The 23,316-nt window shown below is 47.3% G+C and carries 17 protein-coding genes and 1 other RNA gene; 6 read left to right on the top strand and 12 right to left on the bottom strand.

What is annotated here, in order from left to right; all coding sequences use genetic code 11:
* Window positions 1–266 precede the first annotated feature (266 nt).
* Both ACFPMF_RS11160 and ACFPMF_RS11165 read left to right on the top strand, forming a co-directional pair.
* Window positions 267–1,037: a tetratricopeptide repeat protein gene (locus ACFPMF_RS11160; RefSeq protein ID WP_379844509.1), complete on the top strand. Its 771-nt coding sequence runs from the start codon at window positions 267–269 to the stop codon at window positions 1,035–1,037.
* Window positions 1,038–1,146: 109 nt separating this feature from the next.
* Complete coding sequence (locus ACFPMF_RS11165) at window positions 1,147–1,488, top strand: transmembrane 220 family protein (protein ID WP_379844511.1); 342 nt, start codon at window positions 1,147–1,149, stop codon at window positions 1,486–1,488.
* A gap of 170 nt (window positions 1,489–1,658) precedes the next feature.
* Here ACFPMF_RS11165 and ACFPMF_RS11170 read toward each other — a convergent pair whose 3' ends face one another.
* Both ACFPMF_RS11170 and ACFPMF_RS11175 read right to left on the bottom strand, forming a co-directional pair.
* A complete protein-coding gene (locus ACFPMF_RS11170) occupies window positions 1,659–2,660 on the bottom strand; it encodes a peptidase associated/transthyretin-like domain-containing protein (protein WP_379844514.1) in 1,002 nt (333 codons plus the stop codon).
* A gap of 251 nt (window positions 2,661–2,911) precedes the next feature.
* Window positions 2,912–6,247 (bottom strand): ThuA domain-containing protein, encoded by a 3,336-nt coding sequence (locus tag ACFPMF_RS11175; protein WP_379844596.1) that lies wholly within the window; start codon window positions 6,245–6,247, stop codon window positions 2,912–2,914.
* Between the two features lie 228 nt (window positions 6,248–6,475).
* On the opposite strand from ACFPMF_RS11175, the gene ACFPMF_RS11180 reads away from it, so the two are divergent.
* Window positions 6,476–7,108, top strand: a complete 633-nt coding sequence (locus ACFPMF_RS11180; protein WP_379844516.1) for a hypothetical protein — start codon at window positions 6,476–6,478, stop codon at window positions 7,106–7,108.
* A gap of 37 nt (window positions 7,109–7,145) precedes the next feature.
* Window positions 7,146–7,517: a transfer-messenger RNA gene (ssrA, locus tag ACFPMF_RS11185) on the top strand.
* Between the two features lie 199 nt (window positions 7,518–7,716).
* On the opposite strand, the gene ACFPMF_RS11190 is transcribed toward ssrA, so the two are convergent.
* Complete coding sequence (locus ACFPMF_RS11190; RefSeq protein WP_379844518.1) at window positions 7,717–10,719, bottom strand: hypothetical protein; 3,003 nt, start codon at window positions 10,717–10,719, stop codon at window positions 7,717–7,719.
* A 422-nt stretch (window positions 10,720–11,141) separates the two neighbouring features.
* Here ACFPMF_RS11190 and ACFPMF_RS11195 point away from each other — a divergent pair, with 422 nt between their 5' ends.
* On the top strand, window positions 11,142–11,606 hold the full coding sequence (locus tag ACFPMF_RS11195) for a hypothetical protein (protein ID WP_379844520.1): 465 nt from the start codon (window positions 11,142–11,144) through the stop codon (window positions 11,604–11,606).
* Between the two features lie 91 nt (window positions 11,607–11,697).
* On the opposite strand, the gene ACFPMF_RS11200 is transcribed toward ACFPMF_RS11195, so the two are convergent.
* The 8 genes from ACFPMF_RS11200 to ACFPMF_RS11235 all read right to left on the bottom strand — a co-directional run bounded on the left by ACFPMF_RS11200 (window position 11,698) and on the right by ACFPMF_RS11235 (window position 21,491).
* Window positions 11,698–16,674 (bottom strand): tape measure protein, encoded by a 4,977-nt coding sequence (locus ACFPMF_RS11200; RefSeq protein WP_379844523.1) that lies wholly within the window; start codon window positions 16,672–16,674, stop codon window positions 11,698–11,700.
* A gap of 621 nt (window positions 16,675–17,295) precedes the next feature.
* Window positions 17,296–17,742 (bottom strand): hypothetical protein, encoded by a 447-nt coding sequence (locus tag ACFPMF_RS11205; RefSeq protein ID WP_379844525.1) that lies wholly within the window; start codon window positions 17,740–17,742, stop codon window positions 17,296–17,298.
* Window positions 17,743–17,744: 2 nt separating this feature from the next.
* Window positions 17,745–18,188, bottom strand: coding sequence for a hypothetical protein (locus ACFPMF_RS11210; RefSeq protein ID WP_379844528.1), 444 nt, complete (start codon window positions 18,186–18,188; stop codon window positions 17,745–17,747).
* Between the two features lie 5 nt (window positions 18,189–18,193).
* Complete coding sequence (locus tag ACFPMF_RS11215; RefSeq protein ID WP_379844530.1) at window positions 18,194–18,901, bottom strand: antA/AntB antirepressor family protein; 708 nt, start codon at window positions 18,899–18,901, stop codon at window positions 18,194–18,196.
* Between the two features lie 26 nt (window positions 18,902–18,927).
* Complete coding sequence (locus ACFPMF_RS11220; protein WP_379844533.1) at window positions 18,928–20,217, bottom strand: hypothetical protein; 1,290 nt, start codon at window positions 20,215–20,217, stop codon at window positions 18,928–18,930.
* Between the two features lie 51 nt (window positions 20,218–20,268).
* Window positions 20,269–20,838, bottom strand: coding sequence for a hypothetical protein (locus ACFPMF_RS11225; protein WP_379844535.1), 570 nt, complete (start codon window positions 20,836–20,838; stop codon window positions 20,269–20,271).
* A gap of 49 nt (window positions 20,839–20,887) precedes the next feature.
* Window positions 20,888–21,223: a hypothetical protein gene (locus ACFPMF_RS11230; RefSeq protein WP_379844537.1), complete on the bottom strand. Its 336-nt coding sequence runs from the start codon at window positions 21,221–21,223 to the stop codon at window positions 20,888–20,890.
* Window positions 21,224–21,227: 4 nt separating this feature from the next.
* Window positions 21,228–21,491, bottom strand: coding sequence for a hypothetical protein (locus tag ACFPMF_RS11235; protein ID WP_379844540.1), 264 nt, complete (start codon window positions 21,489–21,491; stop codon window positions 21,228–21,230).
* Window positions 21,492–21,642: 151 nt separating this feature from the next.
* Between ACFPMF_RS11235 and ACFPMF_RS11240 the strand changes: the two genes are divergently transcribed.
* The gene (locus tag ACFPMF_RS11240; protein ID WP_379844542.1) at window positions 21,643–22,461 is read left to right on the top strand and encodes a LexA family transcriptional regulator; all 819 of its coding nucleotides are present in this window, start codon (window positions 21,643–21,645) and stop codon (window positions 22,459–22,461) included.
* A 7-nt stretch (window positions 22,462–22,468) separates the two neighbouring features.
* On the opposite strand, the gene ACFPMF_RS11245 is transcribed toward ACFPMF_RS11240, so the two are convergent.
* A complete protein-coding gene (locus ACFPMF_RS11245) occupies window positions 22,469–22,837 on the bottom strand; it encodes a hypothetical protein (protein ID WP_379844544.1) in 369 nt (122 codons plus the stop codon).
* Window positions 22,838–23,316 lie beyond the last annotated feature (479 nt).

Here is a 23,316-nt window from a genome sequence, read left to right on the forward strand (position 1 = left end):
ACATCTCACCGCTACGACCGCCTACCCTTGCTTCCGTCAAGACCTGGGGGATTCAGCAGGAGCTGGTAGTGCCTGTTTGCCGGGTGCAAAAGTAAGAGATTGTGCGGGAAAATAAAAACCGCCCGCTACTTTTGTAGTAATTTCATCCTTATTCAGCAACCGGGCGACCTGCTTTCTGATCGGAAGAAAACGGATTGTTCTCACTGTCAGGAAGTTGATGCTGACTTTGCTGTTTACTAATTTGGCCCGACCGGGCAACCTACTTTATGATCGAAACCATTCTGAATGCACCACGGACCCGTGTTTTTTTTACCGGGACAAAAAATACGTTCGTCACCCTTTATGGGCTGGCTTTTCTGCTCATCGGACTGGTATTCCAGGCCTGCACCTCATCGGCCGATAAACTGGCCGAAGCCCGGGCGTTAATGCAACAAGGTAAATTTCGGGAAGCGATTACGCCCTTAAACGCGGCCGTTGAAGCCGACGCGAAAAACCACGAAGCGTTTAACAGCCGGGGCGTTGCTTATTTCGAATTGAAAGATTACGAAAATGCCCTGCTGGATTATGAACAGGCCATTCAGCTGAATTCCGAATTTTACAAACCGTATTACAACCGGGCGAAACTCAAAACCGCCCGGGGGGAAACCGATTCGGCCCTGAAAGACTATGCCGAAGCAATCCGACGGGCTCCCGAAATGTCGGATATTTACCTGGATCGGGGGCAGTTGTACGCCAATTCGGGCAATCTGGAAACGGCCCTGATGGATTTTGACAAGGCCATTCAGCTTGACTCGACGAATTCACTGGCGTATTTTAACCGGGGGAACATCCGGTTTCAGCAGGATGAGTTTGCCCAGGCGCTCGACGATTTTGCCAAAACCGTACAACTGGATCCTAAATTCGGGAAAGCGTTTAATGCGCTGGGGGTTACCCAGGTGATGCTGAATCAGCGCGAAAATGGGTGTTTAAGCCTGAAGCAGGCCAAACAGCTCGGCTATACCGAAGCCGAAGCGTATATAACGGAATACTGTCAATAAGGAGTTGGGAGAGTATTTCCGAATGAACCGGGTAGCCAACCGTCGGACGGCCACTATCCTCACTTTTACGTTTTAGCTTCTCACTCTTACGTTTTAACTCTACACTCTTATGCGTAAAGCAATCGCGATTTCCTTTGGATTAATTTTCGTGCTTTTTGCGGCTTTTCAGTACAACGATCCCGATCCGCAGGTTTGGGTGCCCATTTACGGTTTTGCCGCTCTGGCCTGCTTTCTGGCGTTGGGCAATAAACTCCAGCCGTGGTTCTACGGGGTGGCCGGGGTGTTGTACCTGGGCATGGCCATTTACTGGTGGCCCCCGGTTTTCGAAGGGTTTCTCCTCGATGAAATGGGAATGAAAACCATCAATATCGAACTCGCCCGCGAATCCGGTGGGTTAGGCATCTGCGCCCTTGTGCTGTTTGGGCTGGCCGTTCTGACCCGAAAAAAATAAGTTGGCTTTTTTAAAACAATTCGGTTCCGGGCCGGTTTTATACCCATAAGTTGCTGATAAACGGGGATACTGTGAAAAGTACCCGATTGAAAAATAACCGTTTAGGAAGCGACAAGAAAGCCAGGTGACTCACGTCGTCTGGCTTTCTTTTTGGCTAACGATGCACTCGGTTATTCCATCCGGTCTACTTTGATCTGGAGCGTTCCCCAGTTGCTGCGGCTGGGTAAAACCTGGGCCAGTTCGCTGGCGGTATCGGGCGTAAACAGCAATTTAGCCGATCCGGTCGCCTGTCCGGGCTGTAAGCCAAAATAGGGAGAGGTGTTGGCATACCGGCCCACGGCTTCCAGTTGCAACGGTTTGCCGTCTTTCATTTTTGCCGTCAGCGTGTAGGTGCCCACCGGGACGTTCATAATCAGAATGTTGTAGTTCTGGAGACTCACCTTTTTGTTAATCACGAATTTTTTTGTTTCTCCGTAAAAACCGGGGCCATCGGGCGTGAGCGTAATCTGGATTTCGGATCCTTCCACGAGGTAGTTGGGCGGGATGTAGTAATCCGTTGGATCGCTTACGTTGTAGGTGATATAAAACGAACCACCTGCGTAATTGGTCTGATCGCGCGGTTTCTGGGCCGCGAGGTTTTTACTGTAAGTGCCATACGACAGGAGGACAAAATTCTTCACCAGACCGTCAGCCGACGGAAAACTCCCGAGTTTCCCGTCGGCGGCTGCCAGACTCATCAGGGCGCGTCCCCGGCCGTAGTCGATCGTGTACCCCGCAGCGTAAAACTCGGCGGCACCCCAGGGAACCGTAATTTCATAATACCCGTTGGCGTCGGTTTCGTCGGAAGCGCCGGAGTAGAAGCCGCCGGTCGCGGTGGAACGGACGCCGATGTAGGCCCCCTGCAACGGTTTGCCGCTGAGGTCGGCCACGTAGCCGCGAACCATTCCTTTTCTGGGCGTCAATGCCGGAAAGCTGGGCATTTGGGGCGTGGCATTTTCCATTACATTCACGTAATCGTCGGCCGCATTCAGGGTGAACGAGGCTTCGCCGTTGACCACGGGTAAGGCCGGCTGATTGCCCCACTGGCCGGGTTCGTCGCCGTTAATCGCGGAAGGATCTTTGGAACACCCCACGAGCAGCAGGGCGGCCATACAATACAATTTAGTGTTCATGAAACATAGCTGTTGCTTACTCGGACAAACCTAAGCCCGATTGCATGCTTCCTGAAGTTCTATTCTGTCAATGCCCCAAATGATTGTTTAAGTGACGGAATGGCTATGCGGTTGAGGAAACGGTAAACCGGTTGTAACACAGGGTTCATCAGGGATAATCAGAGGTGATCGGGGTTTTCTCGGATAAATATCTAAATAAAAAAGCCGCCGATTGTTTCAACCGACGGCTTTGGCAATGAAAGAACGAAGCGTTACATCGTTCCGGCGGTGAACTCAATGTCGCTCAGAGCAAACAGCGGTTTGCTGCCCGCGTTCGGGTTGGTATAAACGAAGTACAATGTATGGAGCCCCGATACCGGCGCCTTGATGGCCATGCTGACCGGTTCCATTTTGTCACTTTTCACATCGCCTGAACCGACCAGCGTTCCGGTTGGTGAATCCAGCCGGATTTCCAGCTTGCCACCGGCCATGTACTGCGACGAAGCGGAACCCAGTACGGTTATGCTCTGGATGCCCGTCAGGTCGATGTCACGGAAGGCAAAATAACCGTTGTTTTCGGCCGCAAAAACAATCTCGCTACCGGTTGGCAACTTGAATTTGGAAACGCTTTTGCCTTCGTCATACGAGCTCGCTTTGGCTTTTGCACTGCGGAGGGCAATGGTCGAGGTGCCGGTCAGCGGGCCGATCACATTGCCGCCTTTGTCGGTATAGGTCGCCGAGAACAGGTACGAACCGTCTTTCGCTTTGGGGGCCGTCGTGTACGACCCTTTCAGCGGTTTTTTGTCGACCTGCTTCTTGTCGGCCAGCGACATTACATAGCTCACCATTTCCTTCGCTTCGTCTTCCTTCAGTTGCGGGTGGGCGCTCATGGGCTGTTCGCCCCAGACACCCCCACCGCCTTCGATGACCTTCTTCGCCAGCTTGTTGACGATCTCCGTCCGGCGTTCTTTGGCGTATTTCTTTGCAACCTCCTGGTAGGCCGGGCCAATCGATTTTTTGTCGATGCTGTGGCAGGCTTTGCAGTCGCTGAGTTCGATCAGGCGCTTGCCGGTGGCGAAACCGACGTTGGCCTGGTGTCCCTGCGCCAGCAGCGTTTTGTCGAAGCCTTCCAGGTAATTGATCGTCATGGTCACGTCTTCCGGATTGATTTTGCCCGTCGTGAGGGCACCGTCTTCCTTATCGGCCACCTTGACTTCGTATTCAACCGGTTTGTTGTCGAAATAGAACGTTTTGTTGCCTTTGATGGCGACTTCCACTTTCGGAACTTCGTTGCCAACCTGGATTTCAAGTTTCTTGGTAGAGACGTTTCCGGCCGCATCCGTCACCTTCAGCACCGGCGTATACACGCCCGGTTTGGCGTACGTAAATGTGGGGGAGGGCTGGGTGCTTTTCGGTAAACCCGGTCCAAACGACCACTCGTACTTGATCGCGTCGCCGTCGTAATCCAGCGAACCTTTCGAGTCGAATTTCACGGCCAGGGGCGCGGCACCCACGGTTTTGCTGGCGCTGGCCACCACCAGCGGCTTGCGGTTTCCGGCGTTGTAGGTGATGTGCGACAGGCGGGCGTCGTTATTCTGCGCAAACCAGTTCTGGCCGTATTCCAGCACGTAGAGCGAACCGTCTTTGTGGAACTGCATGTCGATCGGGTGGCTGAATTTGGTGTTGGGCATGAAGGTTTCCATTTTCACGAAATCACCGTCTTTGGTCATCGTCACTGGGTGAATCCAGTCGCGAGTCCAGTCGTAGGCGAAGAATTTGCCGTCGTAATGGCGCGGAAACTTCACCGGACTGTCGGCGTAATCGTCGTAGTAATACACCGGGCCGGCCATCGCATTCCGGCTGCCCTTGCCGACAATCGGACCAAACTCGGGGGAGTCTTCATACGGGTAATAAATGAACGCTTTCTGGGCCGGGGGCAACTCGCGCAGGCCCTGAATCCGCTGCGATGGGTTGATGGGTTTGGCCGGGTCGAAAGCCGGGCCGGACGTGCTGTCGGCGAAGTTGTAATGGCGGTACGGCCGGTTGTCGGCGACGAACAGCGGCCAGCCGTAATAACCGGCTTTGCGGGCCTGGTTGACTTCGTCGTGACCGCGCGGGCCGTATTTTTCGACGTTGTTGGCCGCATCCGGGCCGACTTCGCCCCAGTACAGAAAACCGGTGCGCTGATCGACCGAAATCCGGTACGGATTGCGGTTTCCCATCACGTAGATTTCGGGCCGGGCGTTGGGCGTTCCTTTCGGGAACAGGTTGCCTTCCGGAATCTCGTAGGTGCCGTTATCGAGCGGTTTGATGCGCAGGATTTTTCCGCGCAGGTCCATCGTGTTGCTCGACGTCGTCAGGGCGTTGAAGCCTTCGCGACCCGGGCGGTCGTCAGAAGGGCTAAAGCCGCGCGATTCGAACGGGTTGGTATCGTCCCCGGTTGACAAATACAGATTGCCCGCTTTGTCCCAGGCAATCGAACCGCCCGTATGGCAGCATTTATCGTCGCGTTTCACCGGAACCCGCAGCAGGACCTGCTCGGTTTCGGATTTCAGCTCATCTTTCTCGGCATCGAACTTAAACCGCGACAGGTGCTGGGCCGTATCGGCTTTCCATTTTGCTGCGTCGGGCGAATAATACAGGTATAACCACTGGTTTTCCTTGAATTTGGGGTCGATGTTCATCCCCATCAACCCGTATTCCTGCTTGGTGTATACCGGAATGTTGGCGACCACCTTCACGGCTTTGGTTTTCGGATCGTAGAGCTTCAGGGCACCTTTGCGTTCGGTGAACAGCACTTTGCCGTTGTCGAGAACCACCAGTTCCGTTGGTTCGTCGAGTTTTTCGGCGAGTATTTCCTTGTTAAACCGGTTTTCTTCTGGGAACGGCAGTGTTTTGGCTTTGGCGTAATCGAGTTTCGTGGCCACTACCGACTGAATACCGCCGAGCAGGTGTTTCAGGTAAACCGGGTTGACAAACGTTTCGTCGGGGTGCCCGAAGTTGGTGTAAAACACCTTGCCACCGTCGTAGTCGTGGTACCACGACATCGGGTGGTTATCGCCCATTTTCCCTTCCTTGTACGTTTTTTCGTCGATCTTGACCAGCACATTAATGTCAGGATTGACATTTTTGAAGTCGTAAAACTCGTCCTTGATTTTCCAGCGATCGGGAAAACCGAACATTGAGGTGTGCTCTTTGCTGGTTACGTAAGCTTCGCCTTCCTGCACGTTCGGGTTGCCGGGATGGCTGGCAAAATAACCGCCGACGAGCTTGCCGTACCAGGGCCAGTCGTACTCCGTATCGGCAGCCGCGTGAATGCCGACGTAACCACCCCCGGCCTGAATGTAGCGTTCGAAAGCGGCCTGCTGCTGATCGTCCAGGACATCGCCCGTGGTACTCAGGAAGATAACGGCGCTGTACCGTTTCAGGTTGTCTTCGGTAAACTTCGCGGAGTTTTCGGTGGTATCGACCGCAAAACCGTTCTCCTTGCCCAGTTTCAGAAGGGCTATTTTCCCGGCGGGGATGGAAGCGTGCCGGAAGCCTTTCGTTTTGGAGAATACTAATAATCGTTTCTGGGGTGCCTGGGCCAGCGACCACAGGGCCGACATGGTCAGACAGCACACCAGCATCCAGGACCGGAACACCCGAGAGCGTAACGAGGATTGGGAAGTGTAAGAATACATAGAAGTTTGTTAAAAAAAGCTGTTGCCCGGAAAACCGACTTAGGAAGATTCGGATTTCAAATAGACTTTTCCAAAGCTTCAAAAGTACAAAAAAAAACGTCTGCTACCCACGCTTGTGCCGTATCTTTGCGGGGTACTTATTTACGTTTTTAGATGGAATTTACACACCTGTTGACGAACATAGTCGCCGACGATACCCTGCACGCCCGCTGGTTGAATACCCTCTCGATGATGGAGAACACGGGCGCCCGGAAGATTTCGGCGGCCGAGCCTAAAACCACCGTTGATCTGCTGATGCTCAAACACGCGGCCGAAGAAGCCCGGCACGCCTATTACCTGAAAAAACAGATTCAAAAGCTGACCAAAACCGACTGTCCGACCTACGAACCGGCGTATTTGCTGGCCCCAACCGACAGCCATGCCTATCTGAACCGGCTCGATGTGCAGGTGTGCCGGTATTTGAAAACCGCCCTGGGATTATCGGGAGCCGAACTGAAATACGCGGCTTATTTGCTGGTAACCTACGCCATCGAGGTGCGGGCCGACGAGCTGTATCCGGTATACCAGGAGGTGTTGACCGAAGCGCGGAGTAAAGTAAACGTCCGGTCGATCATTGTGGAAGAGGAGGGGCATTTGGCCGAGATGCTGCGGCAGATGGACACCTTCTTCGGGGATGCCTGGCAGGCCCATGCCGAGCGGGCGGTGGCGATTGAAACCGGTTTATACAACGCCTGGCTGGACAGTCTGATGGCGCTGGAAAAAATCGATGCAGCGAAGGCAAACTAATTTTCGTAGCTTTGTGTTCTTATTCGTACACGTATTTGGGGACGACCGGAATTGACAGCTTGATGAGGCTGCGTGTAAGCATGTCGGGAGTTGAGGGCATTTCCTGTATAACAAACCTTCGAACAATAACTGGCGAATATAACTACGCCATGGCTGCTTAATCCGGAGGATTAGCATTTAGCCATTGTCTCCCCGGCCTCTGTGCTGCTGGCTGGATCAGGAGGCATCGACTCGCAGTACTGGCCCGGTTTATGGTGTTAACAATCGGGTAAGACACAAGCACCTAAGGATGAGGTTTGGCCTGATGCGAGCCTGACCGATTCCCGACAATCCCAATCGCAGCTAAACATGTAGAAAGCACGACGGTTTCCTTGTCTGGACCAGGGTTCGACTCCCTGCGTCTCCACTCTGAACAAATATAACCAACTGAAATTCAGTTGGTTATATTTGTTTTATGAGCGTCAGGTGCACATTAGGTGCACAAAACCAATGATGCTGCCGTTTAAAAATCTTTGATAGTAAAGGTTTTGAAGCAGACATAAATATGCCAGCAGTTACAAATAGGATTCTATACAACTCAATATTTGAGGAAAGGAAGGTTGCTTTCATTAGCTACGACTGTCGAGAATACCATCGTTGATCGTATCAGAGGAAGGCGATTCATTGAGAAGTAGATTTGGCCAGTACCTGTATGCATAGTCGTAGAGTTCTTTGTTATCAAGTGGGCCGCCAGATTTAAATGCTTGTTTAAGAAAACGTTGTTCGGCAGCAATTTGCCCAACACGCTTCAATATTTCTTGGGTTTTGCCATCTTCTTCGAGAAAGGCTCGTCGAGTATTGTCATCAGGGAGGTGACTTAATAATGCTGTACTATAGGCCTTGGCTATTTCGCCAGGATTAAATTTAACCCTATCAGAGTCAAAATTCAATCCAGCAAACGGGCAGGCAAAGCCATGTATGTACGCTTGTTTAAGATGTGTTTGGCATAGCTTGATTTGATTTTCGCCAGTCCGATATGCTAATTTTTTATCATCTTTTGAAGCTTTCATCAGGTATCCGTAAAAACAGGCAACTAGAAAATGAATTTCACGGAAGGACTGATCGCGCGGACGAAACTGTTGGGGCGATGAATCTGTAGTGGCGTGCATATACCGATTGATTTCTCCACGTAAATAACTAATGACTCCACCTTCCTTCTTGTCTTCTTCTTCAATAGCTTGCCGCTGATCGGGTGTAAAGCGATACCATTTAGCTTCTTTGATAAAAGGTCTGCCACTAAATCGTGACAGAACGACCATTTTTCCCTGAATTTGGATAGAGCTATGCCATAGACTCATCCCATATAATATTTTTATACGGGCAAGGTCTACTATATCATTTCGCAAATCCAGAAACAGTTCGAAGAAACCACTATTGGATTCAGATACCGAGAGTCGCAAGGTATTATTCAGGAAATAGGCATTGCCAGTATAAGGTTTCTTATTTGTTGTATGAATTGTAACTTTTCCATTAGGCAGAAATGTTACTAGATTTCGCTCAATTATAAATGCTTCACGGTTTTTGGGATCGTTAGGGTCTGCCTTAAATGTATAGTAATAAAACTGATTGTTATTGAATGGATTAGTGTTAAGTGACTTATCAGTACAGAGTTCCTCCAATTTGTCAAATGCCGATGGACCTTGTAACCGATTGGCTATTTCAGCCCAAAATGGTCCATCTGTACGGATCAAACCATCAGGTTGTTCCGCTGTAAAAAAGTGCAAATCATCTTCGTGGTCGAAGTCGGCTATTGTAACGTCGGTAGTATCCTTTTCTACGATTTTAAAATCAGCTTCTTTAAAATCAGAAATTTTCTTCATAAGCATCCGGCCAGACACAAGCCAGTTGCCCTGTTTGGTTTCGCTACTAAAAATACCTTTCAAAGTGGTGCTTCCGCCTGAACTCGAACTGTCAATCATAAAGCGAATAGGTTCACGGCCAGAACCGTCAAAGAGGTCATGGTGCAAGTAGATCCAAAGTCGACTGCCTCTTAACCGTACAAACCCATTCAAATCACTTGCGTTTTTGTCTTGAGGTTGTCGCAGTAAAACTGTTCCATCGGCGTAGATTCGGATGTAACTGGTTTCAAGTTTTACAGGCCACTTGGCCAGACGCATATAATAGCAGATATAATGCCCTATAAACTGGCTAAAATCATTTCGTTGTTTCTCGACTGTCTGATCGTTCAAAACCTGTATATTGACCATTTGTCCTAGGATGCGGTAGCGAATGTCTTGCGTAGCTATTAATATTTGCTCATCAATGGATGAATTATTATTGTCCGATCGAGAACCCTTCTTAAAATACTGACTAAGGTTTTGCCCTAATTGCTTAATATCTTCTAGGTTGCCAGCATTTTTAATCGTCTGCAAAACAACTGCAGAACTTACTTGGGATGTTCGTTTCTGCGAATACAAAATACTCGAGTAAATACCGTTACGTAATCCATTAATCTCATCCTTAGTTATGCTTATTTGCATCTGGAAAGGTACATCTTGGCTGTTGTTTGCTGAATGTCGCTCCTGTAAAACCACATAGACGGTCTTACCACCATCAATTACGCCTCCTGCAGGCAGGCTGTCAAAAGCTAATGGAACTCTACCTCGGATGAACTCCTGTAGCTGCTCCATTTTTGCTTCTAATAGTGTATGCCCATGCCAATTAAGTGTAACGATAGCTATTGTAGGTTGACGGTCAAGATTTAAATAATGTGCGATACAGTAGTCTGTGTGGTCCGGTTTGAGGGGAATTTCTTTGTGTATTTCTATATTTTCAAAACTAGATGTGACCAAACCCGTTACATTTTTTTTATTGTTTGACGTTTCTAAGAGAGTACTACCAGATATTTTCTTAGTCTTACTTGTTTTTTGGGACTTATAATCATTAGTAGGCAACAATGGGAGACCATTAAAACTGATTGACCAACTGATAAGCTCCTGGTTAGAATGCAGAAATTTTTCAATTGTATCTGGTCCCTGAATGCCTTCATTATTATATGTAATATGATATTCTTCCGCTTGTAAGGTACTTTTTTGATTAATAGTAACAGTAAACGGATTAATCCGTCCAAATTTTTCATTGATCAGAAAAATACAGGGTTTGAAATCAGAAACAATCTTCTTCGATTTCTCTTCAATTGTGTAAGAGGCGCCAGTAGGTCTATCGAGGGCGGTAAATATATTTTCAACCACATCATTGTCGATAGCCTTACCAATCAATTGATTATAGCATTTCTTTAATCTTTCTGTATCGATTGATTTTGATACACCGGCACCTTTTTTTTGGGCTACATGCAGATTGCTGGTAATAAATGACGAAGATCCCTTATTATTTCCTTCATTATTCAACTTATTATACTCGTTAAGGGCGTCTCGAAGGTTTAAAATCCCTCTTAGTTTTGGATTTTGTGGTGTTGAACCTGTTGGTTGTGTCTCTTTTTCTGTGGCTTCATTGTGTGTTTTGGTTTCGTCTTTGGCATATTTATCAATGTAACTAGTAGCTAAAATGATGTGGAGGAGTGTATTACGGATTTGATTGGGTGTTATTGGATCTGTTTGAGGCAATGTCGACATATCAGGTAGAGATTATGAAATAATTATTAATATATAGGTTTATATAAAGTCAAAAATTTAAACTTTTACTATATAAAGTTTAAATTATGCTATATAGTTTAACTTTCAAAGTAGCAGCACCTGCATAAAGCTGCTTTAGAACTATTGAACAGATTAAACTTTCGCCATAGACGAAATAAAAGTTTAAACCAAATATAATTTCGGGTTTAGATCTATATTAGGGTGTAAAATGTATAATAATCAATTTTTTCAGTATAAAATTTTGTAAATATTATTTTGTTGTTATATTTGTACAAAGCAATCTCATTAAATAACAAGATGAATAAAAAATCAGTAATTCACCCGTAACCAATCCAGTGATAATTCTTCTGGCAAGGGACTGAGTACGGATGAAAACACTTCACCGAAAAACATTGTGAGCCATGAAGGAACGTATACCCGCTAAATCAAAACGCCTGGTCAAGCAAATTGTGCCAGGTGTTATTTTGCTGACAATTGCTTACTTGATCTACAAAAGTTTGAATCATTGTCACGAGATAATTTGTGAGTGCAGGCTTGAGGAAAGCACAATTTGGGATTATCTAATTGTCCAAGGAGCTTTATTGGTGATTTATGTGGCAATGCGGATTATCGGACGTCTACGAGAGAAGGCTGTACATTTTACAAAAGAGATTCGCTTTTTTAGCTATGCTTTCTCATTGTTGCCTCTTACCATTAGGCTCTGGGTTAATTTTAGCGAAGAACTCGTTCAGAAAACATTAGTTGAACTGTTGCCGGTTTTAGGAATTGAACTGTTACTTGTGCTTCTGCTTGAGATTTACGATGAATTTCCCCCGGATAAAGGACATGGCGCCAAACCGCGGCCTAGACAAACACCAACTTTTTAAACTCTGACTTAGCACTTTGAGCGGCACTTACCTGTTTCAGGTAAGTGCCGCTCTGCTTTTAAGGTGGTATTATCTGAACTAGTCAAGACTCTTAGCGGCTCATCAGATTCGAAAGATAATTTGTGGTTGATTGTTGACCTTCGACGTACGTTCCAATACCTTGTTTATCAACGGTGATTTTTACTAATTCTTTTCGAGCAAACTCATTGCGCATTAATTTAAATTCATTTCTCATCAATTGAGTCTCTGAAACTAATTGGGATAAGCTTTTCCCAGTGGCACCATTTTCGTTAAACATTCCGGCAGGTAATGCCATTGTTGGAACGGTGCCAAAATTGGAGGGACCTAACAATTCAGGGTATTTTAGCTGGAATTGACTTGTCACCTTTTCAAAAGATATGACACGATTAACCAACTCATCGTTGCTGATGCCGCCCAATTGCCTATTCTGTTTCCTGGTCAATATGCGTTCCCCTTTATCGAGCCAGGCGGGAACGGTATCGACCCCGTTCGGAAACCGGTTTTCGGCATCGACGTACTCGGTACCTCTGGCAAAGGTCAGCGACTCGATTTCACCAACTGCTGCTTTTAGATCGTCAATGGCAGAATTAATTTTACCCTTGTTCCAAAAGTTTCGTTTTCCGTAGAGAATCGCGATTTCAGCTTGAAGCTCGGCAATCTTCATGCGTTTAGTGACTTCAAATATTTCCCGCTGGGCGGACTTGACAAACTCCTTGTATTCGGCATTCGCCCCGATCATGCCAGCAGTAGTTTCCTGTTCCTTCTGGGCAACCTGATCTTTCAGCTCTTTCTGCTTATCCGCCGTTTCCTGTTCGAGCTGCTTGATTTTGTCGGCTTCCTGCGCTTTGGTTTCCTGATTGGCAAGCGAAATCTCTTTCGTCTTATCACCAATGGCGGTCTGGTATTCGGCGTGTTTCTCGGCAATCAGCTTCTCGAAAGCATTCAGAATCCGGGTGCGTTCTTCGGCGGATGTCGCTCGGTCAAGTTCGCGCTGCATGGCCGCTTGCAGGGCGGCAACCTCCCGCGCTTCGCCCTGGGCGAGCAGTTCCCGACGGTAAACGTCGTCTTCCATCAGGCGCAGCTCCTTGTCGCTGTAGAACTGATTCGTGGCGTCCTTCTGTCGTTTGAGCTGTTCCTCCAACGCCTGCGATTCGGCTTCTTTGGCCGCTTTGAAGGCGTCCAGTTCCTGCTGAAGGGCATCAATCTTGGCGTCGCGCAACTCCTTTGCCAGTTCGATTTCACGTTCGACTTTGGCAATGTTCATCGCTTCTTCCCGAGCCAACCGGTCGTATTGGGCGGCAACCATCTCGGCCATGAACTTTTTGATGTTCTGGCCGGAATTGGCGTTGATCTGGGCGACCTGTTGCGCATAAGCCAGCTCGGCATCCAGCCGGTCGCGGCCTTCAGCGTACTTCAACTCTTCCGCGTAATACTGACGAATCAGAGCTTCCTTTTCGGCATAGGTGCCCCGAAATGATTCAAGTTCGGTCGACAGCGCTTCCCGGTTCATCTTGATCATTAAACCGTACATCTCCGAAAACACATCGCGGGTGCGCTGGTAGCCGTCCGCAATGGCCTGATACGTCTCGGCAAGCATTTGATTGTACGCATCGGCAATCGCTTTGGCAACATTGGCGACCATGCTGAAAATGCCCATGGTCGCTTCAAACGATTTGATTTTCGTCTCATCGACGAGCCCCTGCGCTTTGGTAATATCGAGCTTGGTTTTTTCGATATTCTCCCGGTTTTTCTGAATCTGTTCCTCAGATTTCAAACCGGAACTCTGCATCACTTCCAGATAGGTTAGCGTCTGTTTTAGTTGACCGAGCCGATCCTCGGCCAGTTTCTGGCTCTTGCCCGAAAGCTGGTCAATGTTGTTGATGGCCGCCAGCATCGCCCCGGCAAACTGCGTCACGACGGGGCTACCCTGACCGAATAAATCAATCACGGCCTTGATCGCGTGTTCGCGGAATTGCCGCTCCTTTTCGATGTTCTCCCGTTCCTGTTGGGCGGTCTGCTTCCGCAGTTCGGCAACCCGCGCGTCGGTTTCCTTGATCACCTGAAACGTCGCCTGGGCGGCTTCCTTCGTCTGGGCGGTCAGTGCCGACTGGTAGGCTTTATTGTCCGCCAGCGCCTTTTTGTAGGCTTCCCGGTACTCATCGCCTTTTTCACCCTCGGTGAGCCGAATCTGATCGAGAATTTCCTGTGAAGCGTCCCGCTGGATTCGGAGCCGTTCGAGTGCCTGAGCCTTTACCTCATCGGTGACTTTCTTGCCGTATTCGGCAATGATTGCCCGGCGCTCCTCCTCGGTGCTGGCTGTCTGAAGGCGGGTCAGAATCTTTTCGGCTTCCAGTCGTTCGGCGGTCAGCACCTCAATTTGCTCCTGCGTTTCCCGAGCCTTGGAAAGCATGTCGGCATTTTTCTTGTCCTCGATCTCCTTCTCAAGAGCGGCCCGCCGGGGGGCGTATTCGGCCTGAATTTCATCGATAGCCTTCAGTTTATCCTTGACGAGCTGCTTCGATTTCTGCACTTTCTCGATCTCGTACTTTTCTTCCAGGTCGAGCAGTTTCTTCCGGTCTTCCAGCGTCAGTTCACCGTCTTTGGCCTTCAGCTCCCGAATTTCGATCAGCGTTTGGGATACCTTCTTTTTCTTGGCTTTGTCGTTGTCGTCGTCCGCTTGGGATTCATTCGTACGGAACTCGCCGTTGATTTCCGCCAGCTTCGCTTTTTCCTGTTTATTGATTTCGGCAATCTTCTCGGCATTGCCTTTAGCCTGTTGACGCAGGGTTTCGTACAGTGCATTGGTGGCCCCGATTTCGGCAATGCGCTCCTTCTCCTTCTGAGTGATGGCTTTTTTGCTGAAATCGTCCAGTTTGGATTGCGTCTGCTCAATACCATTCACTACCGCATTGATCGTTTCCAGAGAGATTTGCCGGTTTGTGCCGAGTACCCGATCCATCAGACTCCGGCTCTCGTTGCGGAAGGCTTCTGATCCACTGATCATGCCTTTTTGCCACATTTCCAGCAGGTTTTTCAGGCTTCCGCCGATCATGTTCTGCACATCCTGCGGCAATTTGGCAATCAAGGCCGCTTCCTGCTCAAATAACTCCCGTTGTTTGGTGGTCAGCGATTCGACTTTGTAAGCATCCCGCGCCAAATCGATCCGTTCCCGATAGCTGATATTCACCTGATCGAGAATCATTTTGAGCTGCGAATTCGACGTTTTTTCGGAATCCAGTCCCTTGAAGTACTGCGGATATTTTTCAATCAGTGACTCAATGGCCTTTTTCCGTTCGAGGGTGCCGGTCTTGGCTTCCATCGCCCGCTGCGCGGCAAACTGTAGCTCGGTTTGCTCCTGTTTGAGTTTGAGTTGCTGCTCCGACAGCGTATCGTTTACCTGTGCCGTGGCCGCATCGTACGCGGTAATCGCCGTTACCGCCAAACCGATAGCGGCAACTACCAAACCGATTGGGTTCGACGCCATCGCCGCCCAGAGCGTCCGGGCGGCAACCGCCGATTCGAGTTGCGCTTTCGTAAGTCCTTCGGTAGTGCCCCGCGCCGTGATGAGAGCCAGATTAAACGTTCCGGTCGCCAGCGTCCCGGCAATGGTTAGCGCATTCCAGGCGGTTTGGGCTATAGACAGCGCCTTCGTTGCCAGTTCCTGCGCCCGGGTCGCGGCTTGCCAGGACAGGTAGGCCGTGGCCGCTGCCTTGATGTAAGCGACCGTCCGATCAATTGCTTTCTCGGAACCGATCGTTGCGTCAATGAGTTGGTTCAGCGTTTTGATCCCGCTCTTGATCGTACCCTCGAAGTAGTCCCCGATTTTAGCCTTGGCAACGAAGTACTTATCCGCTAAGTTGGCAACCTGACCGCCGAGCGTCTGGGACTGCAACGCCATCAAATTGTAATACCGACCGCCTACCTCGCTGGCATCAAACAGCGCCTTTTTGACCATATCGAAGCTGATCGTGTGGGCTTCGGCCATTTTGATGACCTCTTCGCGGGTTTTGCCCAACGATTGGGCGAGCAGATCGTACAGGGGCACCCCGTTTTCGGCAAACTGATTAAGCTCCTGCTTCATCAGCTTACCCTTTGACTGCACATCCGTAAACGCCTTTGCAATCCGGGGCAACCGATCCTCACCCACGACAGCGGCCATGTTACCGAGCATGGTCAACGTCGGTATCAATTCCTGCGTGGCAACCCCCAGGCCTTTGAGCATGAACGTGGTTTCGGTCAGGCTCTCGATCTTGAACGGTGTCGTCTTTGCCAGCTCGATAACATCTTCGTACACCTTGTTCGCTTCAGACTTCGTGCCGATCATCTGAGCGAGTCCCATGCGGAAGGTATCGAGCTTCGTTTTTGCTTCGATGACCGCTTTGCCAAAATCGATAATTTCGTAGGCTCCGAACGCGGACATGATCAGCGTTTTGAAGTCCCGGACGATGGCGTTTTGCTCCCGCAGGGCTGCGGTCTGCTGTTGCAGCTCGCTTTTGACCAGCAAGGTTTGCCGGTTCTGCTCGCCCCGGACGATGGTCGTCTGCTGCTCCTGTTCGGCTTTGAACGCCAGCGTTTGTTTATTCAGCTCGGCCTTCAGTTCGGCGGTCGTCTGGTCGGCCAGCGCCCGGGCGATGACGGCCTGTTCCTCGGCGGCAGCTTTGGCCGCAGCCGTGCGCTCGTTGGCCCCGGCGCGAGCGGCTTGCGTCTTCTGGGCTTCGGCGGCTTTGGCTTCCGAAATCTGTTTCTGGGATTCGGCCTTGACCAGCGCGGTCTGTTGTTCGAGGCTGGCTTTAACCTGAGCGGTCTGCTGTTTGGATGCGTCGCTGACGGTGGTAATGTTGCTGCCTGCTTCCTTCCAGACCTTATTCAGCCGGTCAAGGGATGCTTCCTGCGAAGCGACGGAGTTCTGTAGACTGGTCGCCTGCTGCTTGACGATCTGTTCCTGCTTGATGGACAGTTCAATTAGAGATTGAAGCTGTTGTTCGACGGTTGGGAGTTCCGAAACGGCCTCAAATCGGAATCGAATATTTTTTTCTTCAGCAGACATAACCAGTAATGTAAAGGTGATTCGCTAAGCTAATAATATTCTCTTTTTAGTATGTATAAAATGGGTTTATTGTTGGTCGAAATGTGGCCATGTTTTGTGGTGGGTATTTGTGCTTAATTGTAAACATTAATTCTAATGGATGTTGCTTTTATTTTGTTCTATATTATTAATATGAATATTAATAATGATTGATGAATAAAGTCAATGGAATTCGCTTTTAATAAGTAATCATATTTGGAAGCCGTGGCAGTTTTTAGAGAATTTGGAACATCACCGCTGAAGCCGTTTAGAGGGGTAGGAGGGGTTTGATCTCACTGATGAGGAATACAGTCCGGCTGCTTAATGAACCGAAAAGTATACTATTTGAGGATATATTCTGAGGAAATTTAGAATTTATAGGCAAGGAAATCGATCGTATTTATAGCCTTTCCTATATTAAATGGGCTATTCTAGGCAATAGAGGGGGTTTGGTAAACGTAAAAATTCTATAATCCTGGGAAAATGACCAAAAAAAACAAAAAATACGGATTGGTACTTCTATGAAGTAGTGTTGAAAGGTTAGTTATTTAAATAAAGCCTTTGTTTAGTTAATAATATAGGTATTAATAATTGTTTTAGATTTTAATTAGGATCTTCTTCATCGCCGACAATGTCCCATCCGGGTGTCTCACCATCGTTTCTATTATCTTTGCTGTCAGACTGTCCAAGATAAAGCTTGCCGAGGTAAATCAGCATTGGTATCGATGGAGGTCTTTTGGTCTGTTTCCTTTTCCTTAAGGCTACTTTTTCACCGGTTTTCGGATTGATCACTGTTACTTCTTCAGTGAGCCATATATCGTAGCCGAATGCTTCGCGGAATTGCTGAGCTTTTAGCCGGAATGCACTAATGGCTTTCAGCTTCCTTGCATAGTCTGTAAAGTTTAGGCCTTTCTCCCGACGGACGGCTGTGTATAACGTTTCGTCAGAGATGCCCAGTGTTTGGGCAATAGCCTGACCGCTCTCCATGACACTAATCATGGAATCTACCTTGTTCCAGTCGATTTCAATTCGTTTACGGCCGCGTTTCATGCCTAATTCAAGCGGTTGTCAATACTTGTTAGATTGGAATAGCCTGTAAGTCTGTTTATTTGCTGATAAAGGCGGATATGCTCCTGGACCTGATAATGAAGCTGTCTTTCACTTTCTTTCAGATGATCACGGAGCTTTTTAGTTCCCTCACTAAATTCCTTCGCCATGCATGTGGAAAGATAAAAATGGAAAGGATGCAGGCCTTGCTCGGCGAATTGGTGCTTATATATTAACACTTTACGCAGTAATTCCGGAAGAGGTGGAAGCTTTTCGCTTGTCAAAATCATTTCAATGTCCTGCGGGTCCAGTGTACTGTAGTAAGCTTGAATTGTCGTCCCAAGATAATTGTTGATGATATTTTGTGCGGACTGCCCGGCCAGATCTGGACGTACAGTTAATATCTCTTTGATCAGTAGGTCTTGCTGGTTTTTAAAAAAGAAAGGCATATTGATTAAATTTTAAATTCGGAATTGACAATAGAGTGAAGTTTTCCAAGATGACCGCACCGATCGGCAACATCCAACCAACTTTCCCGGTCGGATCGTTTGTGGGCTCGGATATTGATGTTATAGAGGTAATACAGTCGTTGGTAAATCTGGCGCCAGACCGCTGGTTGATCCTTTTGAGTTGCATGACAATACTGATTAACTAGCTGCCGGACTAGATTGCGGGTCGTTTGCTGTGGAGGCTCATCCGTATGGATTGGCATCGGGGCCGAGGCTGCCTGTTCGGTTGAGTTACCTGTCAACCGTTTTACGGCAGTTTCCAGTTCCGCCAGTCGTTGCTGCTGATAGCTGAGTACCTGCTCGACTAGGCGATTAATGTTTTGAAGCGCTGGCAACTGCTGACGAAGCCTTTGTTCACAGTCGATGAAGTATTGCCGGGCCTGTTTTCCTTTCTCAGAGCGTTGGAGCATTGCAATTTCTTTTGCGCAATTGAGTATCAGGGCATAGTCCGTTACCTGTTGTTTACCACCTTTTGAGTTAGGGACAAAAATGTCCGTCACTACGTAATCCTGATTTTCCTTGAACCCGTATGAGAGCATCCGGTCAATCCATTTGTGAAACGGTGTCTTGATCGTTAGAAATTCGTGAAGTTCCCGGGCCGATACCGTCGAATGGCCATTGTCAGAATGTGAAATCGGAATTAAGGTTTTCATCGCTCAATAGTGTTGTTAATGAATAACTATTTAAGAACCTCCCCATAAGTATCCTCAACGACTGCTTCGGAGTTGGTCTCTCCCGAGTCAGAATTAATGAACTGGCTAAAGTCAACGTGTCCCGTAGTTTTGCCGGAACCTGAACCGGTTGCTGGATTGCCACTAGCTGATTTGTTATTTGTAAAGGTTTCATTGCGTTTAAGATTAGGAAGCCAAATGTTTTTGTAGGCATAGGCCAGCTTTTGGCCGAGGTTGAAGAAGTTGTCCTTCTCGCGCCGGATCAGCGTAACGGAAGCGTTGGGTGTTGTCCAGTATTCAAAAAAGTCTTTGTAGAAATCGTCAGTGTACTTATTCGGGTTATTGCGCCGATAATTAGCCAGCTCCACCCGGAAGTTTTTGATTTGCTCCTCAATACCAAGCTTCGGCTTGGCACGTTCGGGGCGACTCGACCGAAGCCAGACCCGGACAAGGTTTCGTAGCTCATCCATGTCGTTGTAGGTCTTGCCCCGGTTCTCTTCGACAAACGACGCGATCCGTTCGTGGGACACTCCGCGAATCTTCAACAGGATCCCGATTTCGTCGGGGCTGATTCGCTGCTGTCCTACGGTGATGTACGGAATCACCGTATGTGCTCCCGGGTGCATAGGATCGGGCTGTGAAGTCGAAGCTGATTGCGAAGGCGTTTGATTTTCGAGTTGAACGCCAGAATTAAGAATAGTATTAACATTAAGAATAGAAGAGTTAATATTATCTCTATTCTCTTCTATATTTCTATCTATAGTCTTTCGACTCGAACCTAAAGAAGACGGGCTTGTCGAAAAAGTTGGATGTTTTTTTATAAATGTCTCATTATTAGCGAATTTATCGATTTTCTCATTTTCATTAGGTGTCAAATTTTGATTCCTTTCATCGCTAAAGGTGTCAATTTCTGATAGCTTTTCACTTTCATAAGGTGTCAATTTTTGATAGCTTTCTGGTAAGATATCAGATAAGGTGTCAGATTTTGATTCCTTTTCTTGTTTAATTATAACGGAAGGTGTCAAAATTTGATATCTTCCGTTATCGCCACGTCCTGTACCAGCTTCATAGTGAATAAGATTTCGTTCAATTAGCCTTCTCCGTGCAGCCTTCATAGTATTCGGTGAAAGACCTAGAATTCCACAAATTCGGGGGTTGCTTAAGGGGAATACTTCAGGCCAATCCAGATCATTAGAGACCTCAAGCAGATGAAAATAAAGCAATGCTTCATTGCCCATAAATGGAGCTTTGAGGTTCTCTTTGCGCCAGAAGTGATGGATATAATCTAGGTATGACACTTGTGAGACTGTTCGATAAAATGTTTGTAACGGTGTTTGGAGGCTGCCGTACTAATAAAGGCATTTCAGCATCCCAGCTTGAACGGGATCATGCGTGTAACGAAACGGCCCCGCCGTACTGGCAAAGAAAGAGTAAGTGCCGGTGCCGGATATACGCAAGTGGTCAATCAAGAATAAGCCTGAGGCTTTGAGTTCAGTGTATTGGCGAGTGATTTCCTCGGCCTGCTCTGTCGCCCAGGGGCGTTCCAGTCCATGCTGATGCCAGGTGGCCAACACTACACCGAAAGCAGAGGGATAGATTGCTTTGGCTTGTTTAATGATAGCTTGTACATTGATTTTCGGATTATAGCTACGATGAGGTGCCAGCGGCTCAATTCCAATGATGTGATTGCCTTGTAAGAAGCATACGAATGACATTTGATAAAACCGGCCTGGCTGTTTCGCCTTCTCTTTAGCAATACAAAGCGCAGTTGCTACCTGCAGCGGGGTATCCGCAAGACCAAAGCGTTTATGGCGTCTAGACTTTGGATTTACCGGGCCATCCTTTGGTAAATCTGCAATTTTTGTACTGTGGGTAGTTGTTGGGCGCACGGGTAACGTCGTTGGAAGTGGAGTAATCATTGTCTTAGTTAGTTTTATATTGAGTGTATAATTTGAATTCTGTAGCTATTCAGCTTGCACTTTTCATCTGACGGTAGCTGATTTCATGCGCTTCGATATACCGTTCAATATCCGAGCGCCGGTAACGTTTGATGCGTTCGCCGTGGGCAAAAACCCGTAACTCTTTCTTCTGCAATCGGAGCCATTTGTCAGCTTGCCGAACGATCTCCTTAGCAGTGACTTTGCCTATGTCGAGGTACTGCTCGATCCATTCGAGCGGAACGTATTGCTCGTTTTGAGAAGCAGCCAGTTGTCGCTTGGCTTCGACTAATTCTCGCGCTGCCGCTTCGTGGCGGTCAATCATTTGTTGCACCTTTTCGGCAGGCAATACAGCAATGGCATCCATTTGGCTATACGTTAGCAGATAATTGTGGCTTTGTGTGTCGTTTAATCTTGCTCTTGATTTGTTTTGTTAGCGTGGATTCTTCTTCTTCAAGTTTTGCAAGACCATCCAGAAAGGCATCAATGCTGGCCTTTTTGCAGCTCCCTCCGCTTAGGAGTTTATGTGCAAAAGGTTCCGAAACCTTCCCTAATTCAGCAGCACGCTTAATACCGCCATCGGTAGAAGCTAGTCGTTTACGAATAACTCCGAGTTCGTCCTTGCTTAGTTCCATTCTGTTTGTATGTTTAGTGTTTAGTAGGCGTTTTGTCGCCGATCAATCAATTCTTGTGTCTAAGTTAAGCCAAAATGTCTAATTTTGTCAATAAATAAATGGAAAAAATTAGACATTATTGCCTTTTTTGTTTTAACTACTTGATTATCAGATGGAACCTAGGGAGGTTGTTAAGAGACTTTTGGATGTTAAAGGCATCACCAATCGAGACTTGGCTATGAGAGTAGAAATAGCTGAGCAGAGTATATCAAAGATGCTTAATGGGACAAGGGCTCTTACTGACAAAACATTAGTAAGAATAAGCCAAGCAATAGATATTCCTTTCGATACTTTACGTTGGGGGCAGAATCTTGAGTATTATCTCAGCAAAGGCGGGATTGATAACAAAGAAGAGGTTTTGAAGGGAGAGATAAAGCGACTGTATGGCTCCTCATTTACTTTTGCTGAAATTCCATTTGTTAGTAAGCAATCTTGGTCGTCTTTTAAGGAAAAAGTCCAAGAGGTTGCTCGCCAGTACTTGGATGATGAATTATTACAGATAGCGCCTGGCCCGTCTGCGAGATCAAACCATGATTCACTTTATAAACATACGTACGATTTTTACGAACTTTATAATAGTCTGGAAGAATACTATCCGGTGATTCTGAAGAACAATGACCAAGACGAGTTACATATAGATATAGCTTTCGAAATGATGGATAGTTTCATGGGGCCGACTGTGAATGAAGGTGGCACAGTCTTGACAAGACAAATCGTTGATCGCGAAGTTGAGGTTATAAATGATGGGGTATACGTCGTTGCTTTTGCCGATCAAATAGTAATCAAAAGAATCAAGGCAAATAAATTACGGCATAATGATAGAACCATTGTGCTTTATGGAGACAATGAAAGAGCTGGAGAAATAGTCATCCCAAGACATGACATCCATTTCATATGGAAAGTCCTCGAAGTGCACCAACGGGTGAAGTAATTATTATTTAGTACAGTAGCCGCTTAGCTTGCTTAGCTTCCAGCAGCTCTTTGAGCCGTTGCTCAACCTTTTCCTTACTTATACTTCTTTTATCTAGATATTCTTGGCAGGATTTGTAAGAATACAAAGGCGAATAGCCATTATCATGATAAGCAAACTCGATTAGATTATCTCGCTGTAATGCCCAAAGCTTAGTGGAGCTGCATTTTAAATAGGCCATAGCCTGTTCGCGATTTAACCATTCAGGATTAGTAAGTGCCTTCAATGCCTCGACTCTTTGTTTTAATTCCTGAACTTGATTGTAAAGATCAACAAAGGCCTCGTAAGACACAATAGGAGTTAACGGAACTTGGTAAGACTCCTCTTTGTAATTCATATAAGAAAATTGGATAAATTACTATTTATAAATTACCTTATCTTTTTGTATTTTTTTTATAGATAACATTATTTTCAAGCGAGAATACAATTCTTGCTTGGTAAGATGCCGATTTAATAAATATTCTTGACAAGACTTGTAAGAAAACATTGGTCGGCGACCAGAGAAGGTATATACAAGCATATTATCGTTTTGGAGTTCCCAAAGCTTAGTACTACTGCATTGCAAATAAGCCATTGCTTGGTTCCGACTCAGCCATTCAGGAATAGCAATAGAGTCTAATAATTCTACTTGCCTTTTGAGTTCCTGAACTTGTTTGTAGAGCTCAAGAAATGCTTCATACGAAACTGTATGAGGTGGTCCGATTTAGCGGCACAGTGAATTTGTCAGATTTTTGTAATACTTCTGTTCAAATTGTTCAGGGCTTTGGTAGCCCAGCGATGAATGCTTTCTCTCCCGATTATAATAGACTTCAATAT

Origin of the sequence: Larkinella bovis (assembly GCF_042655385.1) — a bacterium.
Classification (GTDB): domain Bacteria; phylum Bacteroidota; class Bacteroidia; order Cytophagales; family Spirosomataceae; genus Larkinella; species Larkinella bovis.